Annotated in this window: 14 protein-coding genes; 3 read left to right on the top strand and 11 right to left on the bottom strand. The window is 46.1% G+C overall.

Annotated features, from left to right (window positions below):
- Nucleotides 1-8: 8 nt before the first annotated feature.
- The 7 genes from EMM73_RS15110 to EMM73_RS20390 all read right to left on the bottom strand — a co-directional run bounded on the left by EMM73_RS15110 (nucleotide 9) and on the right by EMM73_RS20390 (nucleotide 6,205).
- Nucleotides 9-677: an energy transducer TonB gene (locus EMM73_RS15110; RefSeq protein ID WP_222422676.1), complete on the bottom strand. Its 669-nt coding sequence runs from the start codon at nucleotides 675-677 to the stop codon at nucleotides 9-11.
- Nucleotides 674-1,354: a Fe2+-dependent dioxygenase gene (locus tag EMM73_RS15105; RefSeq protein WP_127687633.1), complete on the bottom strand. Its 681-nt coding sequence runs from the start codon at nucleotides 1,352-1,354 to the stop codon at nucleotides 674-676. The genes EMM73_RS15110 and EMM73_RS15105 overlap by 4 nt, the downstream gene beginning before the upstream one ends.
- A 52-nt stretch (nucleotides 1,355-1,406) precedes the next feature.
- Nucleotides 1,407-3,755: a catecholate siderophore receptor Fiu gene (locus EMM73_RS15100; RefSeq protein ID WP_127687632.1), complete on the bottom strand. Its 2,349-nt coding sequence runs from the start codon at nucleotides 3,753-3,755 to the stop codon at nucleotides 1,407-1,409.
- 163 nt (nucleotides 3,756-3,918) lie between these two features.
- Nucleotides 3,919-4,518: a PepSY domain-containing protein gene (locus EMM73_RS15095; protein ID WP_127687631.1), complete on the bottom strand. Its 600-nt coding sequence runs from the start codon at nucleotides 4,516-4,518 to the stop codon at nucleotides 3,919-3,921.
- A gap of 58 nt (nucleotides 4,519-4,576) precedes the next feature.
- Nucleotides 4,577-5,482: a diguanylate cyclase domain-containing protein gene (locus EMM73_RS15090; protein WP_127687630.1), complete on the bottom strand. Its 906-nt coding sequence runs from the start codon at nucleotides 5,480-5,482 to the stop codon at nucleotides 4,577-4,579.
- A 249-nt stretch (nucleotides 5,483-5,731) separates the two neighbouring features.
- A complete protein-coding gene (locus EMM73_RS20395) occupies nucleotides 5,732-5,875 on the bottom strand; it encodes a hypothetical protein (RefSeq protein WP_261373457.1) in 144 nt (47 codons plus the stop codon).
- Nucleotides 5,876-6,016: 141 nt separating this feature from the next.
- Nucleotides 6,017-6,205 (bottom strand): hypothetical protein, encoded by a 189-nt coding sequence (locus EMM73_RS20390; protein ID WP_261373456.1) that lies wholly within the window; start codon nucleotides 6,203-6,205, stop codon nucleotides 6,017-6,019.
- A gap of 280 nt (nucleotides 6,206-6,485) precedes the next feature.
- Here EMM73_RS20390 and EMM73_RS20220 point away from each other — a divergent pair, with 280 nt between their 5' ends.
- From EMM73_RS20220 to EMM73_RS15065, 3 genes are all read left to right on the top strand, one after another.
- Entirely contained in the window at nucleotides 6,486-7,055 is a 570-nt protein-coding gene (locus EMM73_RS20220; RefSeq protein ID WP_127687629.1) for a methyl-accepting chemotaxis protein, read from the top strand.
- Between the two features lie 63 nt (nucleotides 7,056-7,118).
- Nucleotides 7,119-7,823 (top strand): Sir2 family NAD+-dependent deacetylase, encoded by a 705-nt coding sequence (cobB, locus tag EMM73_RS15070; RefSeq protein WP_127687628.1) that lies wholly within the window; start codon nucleotides 7,119-7,121, stop codon nucleotides 7,821-7,823.
- A 365-nt stretch (nucleotides 7,824-8,188) separates the two neighbouring features.
- Entirely contained in the window at nucleotides 8,189-10,192 is a 2,004-nt protein-coding gene (locus tag EMM73_RS15065; protein WP_127687627.1) for a PhoX family protein, read from the top strand.
- Nucleotides 10,193-10,254: 62 nt separating this feature from the next.
- On the opposite strand, the gene EMM73_RS15060 is transcribed toward EMM73_RS15065, so the two are convergent.
- From EMM73_RS15060 to EMM73_RS15045, 4 genes are all read right to left on the bottom strand, one after another.
- Nucleotides 10,255-10,563 carry a DUF2798 domain-containing protein gene (locus tag EMM73_RS15060; RefSeq protein ID WP_261373455.1) on the bottom strand — a complete coding sequence of 103 codons (309 nt, stop codon included), beginning with the start codon at nucleotides 10,561-10,563 and terminating at the stop codon, nucleotides 10,255-10,257.
- A gap of 123 nt (nucleotides 10,564-10,686) precedes the next feature.
- Nucleotides 10,687-11,037 carry a putative quinol monooxygenase gene (locus tag EMM73_RS15055; RefSeq protein ID WP_127687625.1) on the bottom strand — a complete coding sequence of 117 codons (351 nt, stop codon included), beginning with the start codon at nucleotides 11,035-11,037 and terminating at the stop codon, nucleotides 10,687-10,689.
- A complete protein-coding gene (locus EMM73_RS15050) occupies nucleotides 11,037-11,969 on the bottom strand; it encodes a pseudouridine synthase (protein WP_127687624.1) in 933 nt (310 codons plus the stop codon). Before EMM73_RS15050 ends, EMM73_RS15055 begins: the two co-directional genes overlap by 1 nt.
- A gap of 148 nt (nucleotides 11,970-12,117) precedes the next feature.
- Nucleotides 12,118-13,395, bottom strand: a complete 1,278-nt coding sequence (locus EMM73_RS15045) for an MgtC/SapB family protein (RefSeq protein WP_127687623.1) — start codon at nucleotides 13,393-13,395, stop codon at nucleotides 12,118-12,120.
- Between the last annotated feature and the right edge of the window lie 199 nt (nucleotides 13,396-13,594).

Here is a 13,594-nt window from a genome sequence, read left to right as displayed (position 1 = left end):
TTTACTCACTAATGGATTGAATTTAAATTAAAAACCACAGGTTGCACAAACCAGAAATCTATCGGTTGCCCCAATTTCAGCGCTGGTTGGTAAGTCCAGCCGCGTACTGCATTTAAGGCCGATTGATCCAGTCGTGCAAAACCCGAACTTTGTTTCAGTTTTAACTGCCCTACTTTGCCGTTTTTCAATACCAACACCTGTAAATAGACAGTGCCCTGCTCTTTCAGACGGCGCGATAACATAGGATAAAGCGGCGCTTTGTTCAGTGCCGTGTTGGCAGAAGCCACAGGTGGCTTGGCTTGCGGTTCAGGCTCTGATGCTTTGGCCGCAGCGTTGTTGTTGGCCGCTGGCGACACTGGTTCGGGTGCACTGACCGCTTTGGGTGAAGCTTGTGCCAATGGAGCTGGTTTTACCTGAGCAGCTTTTGGTGTAGCCACTGCCTTTTTCGCTTCAGCTTGGCTCTGTTTCAGCGGTTTAGGCTTCGGCTTTTTAACTGGTTCAGGCTGAACTGGCTTAGGTTTTTCTGGCTGGGGCGCTACAGGAGCTGACACAATAACCCCTTCAATAGCCTTTTCGACCGCTTTGACCTGAGGTTCAGTGGTTTGACTGACCACAGCCGCAATCAAACTTAAGTGCACCATCAGCACCAGCAAAAACAATGAGACGGATCGTTTCACAGTTCAGCCCATAGCCTTACTAAGTTATGGTAATGCCCTGTCAGTGTCAGAACTTCTGAGCTATCGCCATACTGGGAGCGTAATTGTTGTATGGTCTGATCAAGTTCAAACAACATAGAACGCTGTTGATCGTTACGCACCATACTTTGGGTCCAGAAAAAGCTGCATACCCGCTCGCCCTGCGTCACCGGTAATACCTGATGCAAACTGCTGGAAGGGTATAAAATTAAATCCCCCGCCGGCAGTTTAATTTCATGCAAACCGAAGGTATCCATGATTTGCAACTCGCCGCCCTGATAGTCATCAGGCTCGGACAAAAATAAGGTCGAAGACAAGTCTGTTCTTAAACTTAAACCAGAACCAGGCAAACCACGAATAGCGCCATCTACATGCAAACCATAATGTTCACCGCTCTGATAGCTGTTAAATAATGGCGGTACTGTGCGAAGTGGAATGGCCGCTGCCATAAAAAGCGGATGCTGATACAAAGCCTGTAAAATCACAGCGCCCAGTTGTTTAGCCAGCGGGGATTCGACAGATAACTGTTTGTTTTGCTTCACCAATGCACCTTGTGGCCCAACAGTTGCGCGACCATCAGTCCAATCTGCTGCGTCAAGCCATTGCCTGAATTGTGCCACTTGGTCTTTGTTTAATACTTGCGGAATATGGATTAGCATAAAAAATCCTGTATGAAAGGCCTCATTGCTGAGGCCTTGTACCTGTCAGTGCTTAGAACTGTACATTCACACCCAAACGGAACGAACGTGGAGTCCCGGCAAAATACCGTGAGCCACCGTTGTTCAACTTGGCGATATACTCTTCGTCCAGCAGGTTATAGACGTTCAGTTGTACGTCGACATATGGGGTTACAGGGTAAGAGGCCATAGCATCGACCACCCAATAATCCGGCATTTCCACCACTGCAGTTTTTGCCAGATTTAAGGTAGTGCTACTGGAGCGAACTACTGTATCGACGTAACGAACGCCTCCACCTAAGGTCAGACCTAGTGGTAACTCGTAAGTATTCCACAACGTAAATGTCAGTTCAGGAGTCCACTGAATAGTGCCGCCATCTGTCACTATGCGTCCAGACTGATTACCCCGGGTAATCTCAGAGTCCATGTAGGCAGCACCAGCACTGATTTGCCAGGCTGAAGTAATGGCACCCACTAGGCCCAACTCAAGACCTCGAACCTGACGCTCACCCACTTGCAAAGCTGTGCCGTCCGGGTCTGTGGCAATTTCGTTTTCGTTGTTACTTTTAAACACAGCAGCAGTTACTGCCAGCTTTTCATTCAGCAGATCCCACTTAGTGCCCAATTCTAAATTAGTGCCTTTTTGTGGATCCAAATTTGGGTTATTAATATTGTTGGCTGTTGTGCTTAACGTGAAGTTAGCCCCGCCCGGCGGTAACTGACTGGTGGCGTAGGATAAATACACACTGCCATTAGTTGCAGGTTTGTATAAAGCCCCCAGCTTGAAGCTGGCCAAATTGTCTGATGCTTCTACAGCAGAACCTAACTTAGTGCCGACCGGGATAGTTTGTGGCGTTGACGTCCCCTGGATGGTCACTGTGTCGGTTTCAGTTTTGTAGTGATCTAAACGTGCGCTGGCGTTTAACTGCCATTGATCGCTTAAATGAATAGTATCCAAAAGGTATATGCCAGAAGTTAAAGTACTGCCATCAGTGCTGGCACCGGTATGCACCGGGTTTACAAAAACATCAGCTGTACTTGGGTTGTATAAATTAGCCGCCACCTGAGCAGTGCCTGCAGGCAAACCCAAGGTGTTGTTACGCTGACTCTCATAAATAAACTCGATACCTGAACTGATATCGTGCGTCAGACCTGCTAAAGCAACAGAGGTATTTAACTGAGTCTGGTTAGTTAAAATCTGGTTTTGCTGATCTTTGCCTTGTCGACTGCGAGACACTGTCCAGTTGGCAGGATCTGCAATAGCTACAGCAGCTGCACCAGTGCCTGTTGTCGTAGTAATGGCATTCACCCCAGTCAGCAGATAATCCTGCGTAGACTGACCAAAACGTGAAGTGTTACGAAGAGTAGTTTTATCGCTTAAGTCATGCTCAATTTTTGCTGTCACCATAGTGGCTTTGACATCGTCAAAGTCATTTGTTGAACCATAAAAATTGCTGGTATCTACAGGCACCAGCGTCTTACCTGCATTTGGGCCACCATTTGGAAATGCCGTGCTCCGGTCTGCATCAAAAGCCGCATTGTAGTAGCCTGCCAAACCCACTGTTGTCAGGCCACCGTCTGGCAGATTTTTCTGATCGATATGGAATAAATTTAAATAAGCGCGGGTGGCGGTGCCTAAACCCAGGGCTAAAGAAGTTGCAATACCAGTTTTGTTGTCCTCCACTTCATCACGATCCACTACGCCTGAATCCTGCTTTAACAGGTTCACCCGGATGGCAGAGGTATCAGATAACTGGCGGTTCAGATCCACAGTAGCTCTTTTGTGCGAGCCAGAACCTAAAGTCAGGTTGCCTGTAGTAAATTCGTCTTGTGTAGCCTGTTTACTCGACAAATTGATATAACCAGAGGAAGAACCACGACCATTGTCTGCACCTGCCGGGCCTTTAGCGATTTCAACTTGCTCAGTATTAAAGGTATCACGACTGATGGTGCCTAAATCGCGGATACTGTCGACAAAAATGCTGCCTTGGGTATCAAAACCGCGCATAAAAATAGAATCACCAGTGGCGGTATTGCCATTTTCACCCATCAGCATAGTGATGCCTGGTGTATTGCGTAAGGTATCGGATAAAGTCGTTGCTGCCTGCTGCTGGAACAACTCTTTTTTCACCACAACCAGAGTTTGTGGTGTGTTGACCAAAGGCTGAGTTTGCTTGGTTGAACTTACTTTTTCCGCTTTGTATTTTGCTTCCACTGCATCAGCGGTAATAACCACGGCATCAAGTTGAGTGTTGTTTTGCGTTGCGGCATTTTGTTGATCAGCTGCTGCTGTTGCAGGTAACGCCAAAGCGAAAGCTGAAGCTAACAAAGTGGTATTAAAGCGGGCCACCTGCTGATGTTTTTTAGCGGTGATAAAAGCCATCAAATAAAGTCCTTCTATGAAAATGAAGTGTTAACAAAAAGAGTTGAAGGCATCGGCGCTGATCCTGCCAATCATGCTATCGATAATCATTCTCATTTGCAAATAATTTTCATTTAGATGGAACTTTTTTATAGTCTCCCGCTATTAAACCACTAAAGCGCCTTTAACGACGGCGAACCAGTAACCTTAGTCCTACTACAGTAGTCAAGATCAACAGCACTAATCCAATCACACCCACTATTTGGTCCAGAGTCTTATGTCCTGTCCACTGCAGGTAATGAGCTTTGTATAAATTGTTAATTAATTCAGTATCTTTACCTTGTTGCGACAGACTCAAACTATGCCAATCCAGTTGAATTTGTACAGCGGTATCTGTAATAAAACCTTGCTCTGTTTTTTGAAGCTGTTGGCCATAACGCTGAGGATCCACGCTGATTGCATCTTGAAGTAGTAAGTACACTTCATCATCTGTAGGCTGGGGACGGACTGTGAAGTCTTGCGGGTTCAACTGCTGCCAGCCGTCTGATTGTTTCACCAACAAATGCAAACCGAGCACGGTTTGCAGCAGCTTCATTTCCTGCCAATCAGGCTGAGGGCTTAGCTGAACACTAGTGCTGATGGGATAGGTTTTAACCGTGAGAGAGGAAAAAGCCGCCTGATAACCAGGCTTAATGAAAAACACCAGGCCAGTTGTAGCCCAGATAAAAAATGGCAGTATTAAACACCAGCCTAAAAAGCGGTGTATACGACGGGGCACAGACATAAAGCACAAAACTCGCTAGGGTAAGAAAAACTACAGTGTAGCAATAAGACTCGCCAAACTAACTCTGGTTTTTTTCGCTTAAATAACATAGCTCAGTTGCAACACAAAGCTGATTCCCCCCTGCCTGCTTAGCTCTATACATAGCCCTGTCTGCAGCAGCGAGTAAACTGGCTGGATCCTGTGCATGCTGTGGAAAAAATGCCAGGCCTATACTGGCTGATAACTGCAGAGCTTCTCGTGTAAATAGAAAGGGTTGCTGAAGACTTGCCAGCAGGTTGTGCAGACTCAGCACCACAGCAGCCTGGTCGGTGATGGCATCCATGATAACCACAAACTCATCGCCACCTAAACGAGCCACGGTGTCTGTATCCCGCACTGAATGCAACAAACGCTTGGCTACAGTTTGTAAATAAAAGTCACCTGTGGCATGACCATGACCATCGTTTACTTCTTTAAGTTTATCCAAATCAATAAAACATAAAGCCAGCATACCCTGCTCCCGCCTGGCGCGTGCTAATGACTGTTGCAGCCTATCTTCAAATAAAGCTCTGTTGGGTAATTGAGTCAAAGGGTCATAAAAGGCGATATGCTGCAACTGCGCTAACAGTTGTTTATGTTTGGTGATATCGCGGGCCACGGCCACCCGCACTTTTTGATCTTCAGACCAGCGGGCAGACCACTGGATGTAAGCAATCTGACCATCTTTGCGAATATAGCGGTTTTCAAAATCGATTTTCTGATCCCCGGCCATAATTTCGCTGGCGGCTAATAAAGTCCCTTCTCTGTCTTCCGGATGCACTAATTCGATCATAGGCCGGCCAATCATTTCAGCGCTTTGATAGCCAAAAATCCGTTCACAGCCAGAACTCAGATACAAAAAACGGCCGTTGGCATCCACCACACAAATAGCTTCAAGTAATTGATCAATATAATCACTTAACGAGGCTAACGACGGGCTTGACATACAACTCCTGCGTGAATTTGTTGCACAGTAACACCAGAACTTTATGTGCTTGGTGAGCAGGGCAGCAAGCTGCGTCATCCAAAGCAAACAACAATAGACTCAGTGCCATTTTACCTTGCTATCCAGACTTAAAGCAGAAAATAACAGAGTCGACCTTAACACACAATGAAAACGAAAAAACTGAAACAACATTAAAAGACAAAGGGCTACTCGCAGCCGGGGCCAGACCCAGCTGGGCTATTCACAATGTTAAGGCTGCTTTAAATAGTCGATATACCAGCCGTCTGCTCGGGCTTTAGTGAAATAAATTTTTTCTGTGGTATTTCTTTTGCCTTTCATATGAATTTCGGGATTAAATTCAGCCAGTACAGCGGGTTGGTAGCTATAAGCCAAATAAGCACCTGCTCCGGCAAAAACGAAAGACCATTTAGGTTATTTAACCATATTTGAACTCGGGGAAACTTTGTATTAAGTGTGGCCTTTAAACTGCAGGCAGCAAAAGGCAACACACAAGCCCTGCTAAAACATTGATTTTCATTTGTTTACATCTGCGGCTGGCAAACCATACCAGTGATAAATAAAGCGAAACCAGGCCTGATCTTTATTTTGCATCAGGCCCTGAATTTCACAGTTATTAAAACCATGAAAGCTATAGTCAAGATGATTGCCGTAGGGCGATTTTTTCAGCTCTAGAATGGCGCTGTAGAGCTGCTGTAAGGCCACTTTGATAATATCGGGCTCAGAAAGCAGCGTTTTACTCTATATCACTGTGCTATTTTCAAGTTGCAAGGTCGCTGTATAAGCTGCTGTAGCCACAGAATTTAAGCCAGCCGTTAAATTGTCGGCTGAAAAAAAGTTTCTGTTGCATGCAAATCACGCAATTGAATACAGATTTTGCGACATCAGGCAGATAGGTCCGTATGCATTTATCATTTTTATCACTTTTGTTTTTTCCATTTATTTCTGCTAGTCTGATTAAAGCAGATCTGCTTGCTGGCTAGTCATGAAATTTGCTTCAGATGTAAGTATTGCAGTAAGTAAAGACCAGGCTGTGAGGCATGCTGCAGATATGGCGGCCAATACATCCGAAGAAACGTCGGTCATTGTCGCCACAGGCGTGGAAAAATTACAAGAAACAGTAAGTGTGACCAGCACTATGGTCAACAAAATAGGCAGCGCTTACCAGCAAGCTGAGACTTTAACTTCGCATGCAAAAAGTATAGGTGCTATTGTGAGCACTATCCGTTCTATAGCGGAACAAACCAACTTACTTGCGTTAAACGCTGCGATTGAGGCAGCCAGAGCTGGAGATTTAGGACGAGGTTTTGCAGTTGTTGCAGATGAAGTCCGTAGTCTTGCTTCCAGAACAGCGAATTCAACAGCGGAAATTGCAACTGTGATTTCCGCCACTCAGCAGATTGTGGACTCTATGATGACTGTCATTACTGATGTAAATCAGTCTGCTCAGCAGGTTAACGAGCGTATTAGTCAAGTTGAGGATGTAATGTCTGATATTAAAGCTGGGGCCGATAATGTGGTCAGCCAAATTTCTAACGTTATTTTGACCTCTTGATCGTTGCCTTAAGCCAGCTATGCTGGCTTAAGCACTTTGGTACAAGAATAAAGGTTTTTTTCGATGCGATTTCACAACATAGTAGTGCTAACCGGAGCTGGCATATCGGCGGAATCTGGTATTAAAACCTTTCGTGATCACAATGGTTTATGGGAAAACCATAGAATAGAGGACGTGGCTACACCTGAAGGCTATGCCCGGGATCCGGCTCTGGTGCAGCAGTTTTATAATCAACGCCGTGCTCAGCTCTTGGATCCAAAACTCAAACCCAACACCGCCCATCTGGCGTTGGCGCAGTTCGAACAGCAGCATAAAGCCCAAGGTGGCACCTTTTTGTTAATCACACAAAATGTGGATAATCTGCATCAAAGAGCAGGCTCAGAACATGTCATTGCGATGCACGGCCAGTTGCAAAAAGTAAAATGCCCTTGGTCAGGCAAAAACCAAAGCTGGTTAAAAGATGTAACAGTCACAGATCTGTGCCACTGCTGTAAAATCCCACAGCCACTCAGGCCCGACATTGTCTGGTTTGGTGAAATGCCTTATCAGATGGATGAGTGCACAGCTGCATTGATGCAAGCCGATTTGTTCATATCTATTGGCACTTCAGGTCAGGTGTATCCTGCAGCGGGTTTTGTGCAAATTGCAGCTCAGGCGGGCGCTCATACGGTAGAGCTGAATATGGAAGCCACTCGTGGCGATTTCTCTGAAGGTTATTATGGTCCTGCCGCTAAAACAGTGCCGGCTTATCTGGCAAGACTGAGATAAATAAGCAGAGTTCGGCATAAGCTCTGCCGCCACCGAATAATAGCCCTCTTGTCACGCCTCTCCTCTGTGTCCAGCCATAGTCAGCTCTGGTAAGACAAAGCGCCTTGAGACCCACCACAATCTGCCCACTCGGTCAGTGAAAGTTTATGCGACTGATATGATAATTTTACCTATATGATTTATAAAGTTAAAGGCAGTGTGTTCGACACTCACTCTTCAGAACTCAGGTTCAATAACAAAGCAGTACCAATGCGTTGGCTATTTTTACATTGTCTTTATTTTATCAATAAAAGGTAACCTTACTGAAACAAACAACAGCTCTAATGTCGCGGCAGATTTCTAATTCAACCGACATCGGAGTCAAAATGCAGAACAACAATTTCCAGATTGATAACTCGGGTATAGATCCACAAACTAACTTTTCAGATAACCCGGATTTTCAATCCGTGCTGGCCTCACGCCGCAGTTTCTTAAAAGGTTCTTTAGGTGCAGCTATCGCCACTATTATGGGATCAGCCCTGGTAGGTTGCAGCAGCGATACTGCAGCGCCTGTGACAGGACCTGTTGCGGTAAAACCGGAACCAGCGCCAATCTTATTAGGTTTTACTGCCATTGCCGCCAACCGCTTAGACACAGCAACAGTGCCAGCTGGTTATACAGCCCGGGCTTTTTTACCTATGGGTACTCCTCTTTTAGGTAGCTACCCGGCTTATCTGGTCGATGGCAGCAACAGTGGTGCCGATATGGAACAGCAGGTCGGCGCTCACCATGATGGTATGCATTTTTTCCCTTTAGATGCCCGCAGCACAGGTCAAAACAGCAATGAAGGCCTACTGGTATTCAACCATGAATATCTGGATGCTAACGTATTACACCCTATGGGTCCTACAGGTCTGCCACGTCCTGCTGACGAAGTACGTAAAGAAGTAGCGGCTCATGGTGTTACTGTGGCTCATATCAAAAAAGACGCCCAGGGCCAATTCCAGTTGGTACAAGGCAGCCCGCTAAACCGCCGTATCACAGGCGCTACACCTATGGATATCACAGGCCCGGTGCGTGGCGATGCCAAAGTAGTCACTAAATACAGTCAGGATGGTACCCGTACCCGTGGTACTTTAAATAACTGCGGTAACGGTTTTACACCTTGGGGTACCTATTTAACCTGTGAGGAAAACTGGGCTGGTTATTTCATGAACGCTGATGCGACAAAACCACGCGAACACAGTCGTTACGGCGTAGGCAGCAGAAATGGCCGTTACTACTGGGAAACTGCAGACTCAGGTGCTGACCAATTCCAGCGTTTTAATGCATCCAGCCTGGGTGCAGATGCAAGCGAAGATTACCGTAACGAACCAAATACCTATGGCTGGATAGTAGAAATCGATCCGTTCAACCCAGACAGCGTACCGCAAAAACGCACTGCTTTAGGTCGCTTTGGCCATGAAGGCATCATTTTTGGCCCGGTAGTAGAAGGCCAACCTATTATTGCCTATTCAGGCGATGATTCTACCTTTGAATACATATACAAGTACGTCTCTAAGGCTCCTTACTACAAAGCAACTGCTGGTGGTCATTTGTTGAATGACGGTACCTTGTATGTGGCAAAATTTAACGCTGACGGCTCTGGCGAATGGCTGGCATTAGATATTAATAATGAAGAGCTGATGACTAAAGCCAACGCTGCCAATGTCACCTTCGACAGTCAGGCAGATATTTTATTAAATACCCGCTTAGCCGCTGATATCGCCGGCGCCACAAAAATGGACAGACCTGAATGGGGTGCAGTGCATCCAACAACAGGTGAAGTGTATTTTACTCTGACGAATAACACACGCCGCACAACTGAGCAGATTGATGCCGCAAACCCACGCGCCAATAACGCTACAGGCCATATTATTCGCTGGAAAGAAAATGCTGCCACTTCAGGTTTGAGTTTTAACTGGGATATATTCTTGTTGGCTGGCGATGTAGGTACCACTACTGAGGGCAGCAACATTACGCTCACGGCAGACAACCACTTAGCCAGTCCGGATGGATTAATGTTCAGCGCCAATGGCTTGCTTTGGATCCAAACCGACATGAGCGGCTCTCAGCAAGGTCAAGGCCCTTATGGGAATAATCAGATGCTGGTAGCAGATCCAGCAACAGGTATGATCAAACGCTTTTTTGTTGGCCCTGTAGATGCTGAAGTTACAGGTTTGGCATTTACACCCGACTTAAAAACCATGTTTGTCAATATTCAGCACCCAGGTGATCGCTCTACCCCAACCCAGTTCACCAGCAACTGGCCAGCCAATGACGGCACCAGCAGACCACGCTCAGCTACTGTTATTATCACCAAAGATGATGGTGGCGTTATAGGTTCTTAACTGAGATTAACGCAATAAAGCCGGTGATTACACCGGCTTTTTTTGCTTATACTGAAGTAGCATCAGTGACCTGTTGGACTTTCAACGATGAAAGAGGACAGTTTTCGTACCAGAGGTAAAATTAGCAGCAATACAGGATAGGCCACCACCCAGGATAAGAACCAGGCGCCGCACCAGAGCCTTAGTTCAAAGTCTGCAAAACCAGTGCTTTTCAGGGTGCTGATCAAAGACACAATGCAGCTCATGATGATGGACAACAACAATGGCATCACATAGGCCATACAGGGCGCAGGCAGTTTTTTAAACACAGGTTTCGACATCGTCACCACCAGAGCACAGAGTAAGCCGTGATCATAGCGACATCTACACATGTTGCGCAGCCTGCCGCTAAATTTTGCGACTAACAGATAAAAACCCAAGCCAAAGCAATAGCAAAAAGCCAGACCACAGCGTCTTTGAGTTCAGTGGCAAGACGTACTGAACTTTTTAACGCTTCACCCCAGGTTGGGTGCGTCATATCCTTCTGGTTCGTCACTGTAAATACATACATTCCAGTCCTGCACCAGGCCTGTTTCGGCCAGACAGTACGTCTGAAAAAATTGTTTGATTTCATTGCGTTGGCAATGAGCTTCAAAGCTTTGCAGATCAGCCCAAATCTCGTTGAATACAATAGGAAAACTTTTTCCTTCCGCAAAAGGGCTTGAAATATGGCGGGTCACTCTGTATTGCAAACAAGCATCTTCACGTAAAGTATTGGCTTCTAAACCTTGCAGCACTTTAAAGAGTTCAGCTTCCTTACCTGGTTTTGGTAAGAACTGAGCAATGCAATAGACTTTTTTAGACATTAGTTTTCCTTTGGCACTTTTGCAGTTGGCCAACTTTGTAGCTGGCGGGGTGATTCAAACTGATGCTCCAGCCCAGTGACAGGATCAGTGAAACTTAAGTGTTTTGCCAGTAATTGCAGCGGCTGAGTATAATTCTTTTCTCGCTCAGGCTCTTTCGGCAATAACACTGGGTAATATTTATCAAATAAAATAGGGCAGCCGACAGACCACATATGCAACCTCAGTTGATGAGTTTTGCCTGTGTGAGGACAAAGTTCAAACAAGCCCAGCTCAGCAGTTTTTGCTACAAGGGTGAGGCTGGAAAATGCATTCGCTTCCCCATCTACCTGTTGCATTAAAAAAGCAGGCGTTGATTTTTCCAGCCGGTTTTTAACCTGCCAGGTCTGTGGTAGTTCTTGTGACTGAAGCTCTCTGGGTAAAAGGGCCACAGCCTGATAACTTTTGTGGATCTTCCCTTCGGCAAACAACTGATAGTACAGAGGCCTGCTTTGGCTGTTGATAGAGAACAATACTAAACCCGCGGTTTCTTTATCCAGCCTGTGCACCGCCACCACATCCTGTAACGACGTCTCACGCTTTACTCTTTCAAGCAAGCATTCATTGACAAAATCGCCGCCTGGGGTCACAGCTAAAAAATGCGGTTTGCAGGCCAGGATAATATGCTCGTCCCGATACAGGATCTGGTGTTCAAACGGGATCAAGGGCTCAGCCAGCACTTCACGGTAATAACAAACACGGCGGCTCGGCAAAAATGCCGTAGTCGCATCAATAGGCTCGCCGCCATACCAATAGACCTTGCCCTCAGTCACCCGTTGTTGCCAAACGGCCGCATCAATACGATGAAATTTCTCAATCAGAAAATTCAGTACAGTACCCCAACCTCTATCCTTAGGAGGTAAAGTAATTTCAGATGGCTTTGTTGCTATGCTCATACACCCTCACATCAGAGGGCCTGAGTTAAGACAATTCGGCGCTTTGAGTCAACCTGTTTTCACTTTTCCTGCTGAATAATGCCGGCAAGCTCACTAGATGCATCAGCGATCAGTCCGGGCAGAAACAAAACTCAGCGTGGGTACACAGTTAGCTGATTCGAAATAACAGCAGGCCAAGGCCGCTCAGAATTAACATCACAGCAGAAAGCCGCACAGCCAGGTTTCGAGTGCCAGCGACCCACACCATCACTGTTTTCACCACAGAATTACTAAAGATGGCTATACCAATACCTGTTGCCGCCAAATCAAAAGACTGACTGCGACTGGCATAATCAGCAAGGGATAAACTAATAGCATCCACGTCAGTTAAACCTGCCAGAGCGGCCAACCAATATAAACCTTGCCCAGGAGCATAATGTTCAGCCAGTTTGACCAGCAGCAATACCAAAGCAAATAACAAAGCAAATTGAATAGCCGACCATAAACTAAAAGGATTAGTCACAGGCACAGCAGTAGCAACAGAGGCTGATTGCAATCTGTGACTGGCCAGAAAAAAAGCCATGGCTGATACTGAGGTTAACATGGCAAGCCCCAGCAATGGCCACAGCAGCTGTTGCACTAATGGAAAAGATACAGCAGACACTATCAGCATCACTCTGCCCAGCATCACCAACCAGGACAGCAAAATACCAGCAGCCAGTCTGTTAGCTGCGCTACTATCAGTTTGTGTTTTACTGCTGCGGGCAAAACTTAACGTCATAGCGGTAGAAGACACCAGACCTCCGGTTAAGGCGGTGATCATAGTGCCTTTGACTGAACCCAGCGAGCGCACAGCAACATAACCCACTAATGACAAGCCAGAAATTAAAATAACCAGCAACCAGAGCTTATAAGGATTCAACGCCTGCCAGGGATCAACAGCTTCATTCGGTAACAAGGGCAATACAATAAAGCTGGCGATCAGCAGCTTGAGACCAGCATAAAGATCATCTGCACCAATCTTGTTAATTAAACCATGTAAAGGCTCACGAAATGCCAGAATAGCCGAAGTTAAAATAGCCAGAGACACCGCGATTTCGGCAAAACCAAACAAAACGGCACCGCCCAACAAACAAACGGTAATAGCGGACAATTCACTGGTGAGTCCTAAAGCCACAGCTTTGGTTTTATTCTCCAGATAATAAGCACTTAAGACTATCACTGTCACTGCAGCTAATGCCGCGATAAAGAGCCAATGCGTCTGCAAAAATGCCGACAGCCAGGCACTGACAGCCCCTAATTGCGCAAACAAAATATAGGTGCGGACTCCGGCAAAAGAACCAGGATGATCATTATTTTTGTGTTTTTCCCGCTCAATACCCACTAAAGCACCAATCAGCAGTGCTATTAAAAAGTCTTGCGCCAGCGCTATATCAAATCCAGCCATGATTCATCATCTTAGTTCGTTGATCCCAGCATAGCTTAATTGTTGTATCAGTCGTTGATCTGTCGCAACACAGAGTGCTTTACCTTACTTCATCGTAAAAAATACAGCATTGAACCGCAAAATCAGCCTAATTATTGGCTAAGGCTTGAATCCTCCATATAGTGCACCCATTGCTGTCTTAGTTTCATACCAATCGGTA

It is taken from the genome of Rheinheimera sediminis (assembly GCF_004005375.1).
Classification (GTDB): Bacteria; Pseudomonadota; Gammaproteobacteria; order Enterobacterales; family Alteromonadaceae; genus Pararheinheimera.
The sequence above is the reverse complement of the archived record's forward strand: the minus strand, read 5'-3'. Positions and strand labels throughout refer to the sequence as shown.